1 protein-coding gene is annotated in these 210 nt (G+C 52.4%); it reads left to right on the top strand.

The genetic code is table 11. The annotated features are described in order from the left end of the window. Positions 1-210 (top strand): DDE-type integrase/transposase/recombinase (locus tag CE491_RS00005; protein ID WP_199884895.1); only part of this gene is annotated, 210 nt, incomplete at both ends.

Here is a 210-nt window from a genome sequence, read left to right as displayed (position 1 = left end):
CTCACGCCAAGTAATTGGTTGGTCAATGAAGCCAAGGATGTGCAGCGACCTGGCTATCGACGCGATGTTGATGGCTGTATGGCGACGCAAGCCACAGCAGCAAGTGATGATCCACTCAGACCAAGGCAGTCAGTTCAGTAGCTCAGACTGGCAAAGCTTCTTGAAGGCCAACAATGTAATCAGCAGCATGAGTCGGCGAGGAAACTGCCA

The sequence above is a fragment of the Pseudomonas bohemica genome (assembly GCF_002934685.1).
Lineage (GTDB): Bacteria > Pseudomonadota > Gammaproteobacteria > Pseudomonadales > Pseudomonadaceae > Aquipseudomonas > Aquipseudomonas bohemica.
Note: the sequence above shows the minus strand (reverse complement) of the source record. Positions and strands in the feature narration are given on the sequence as shown.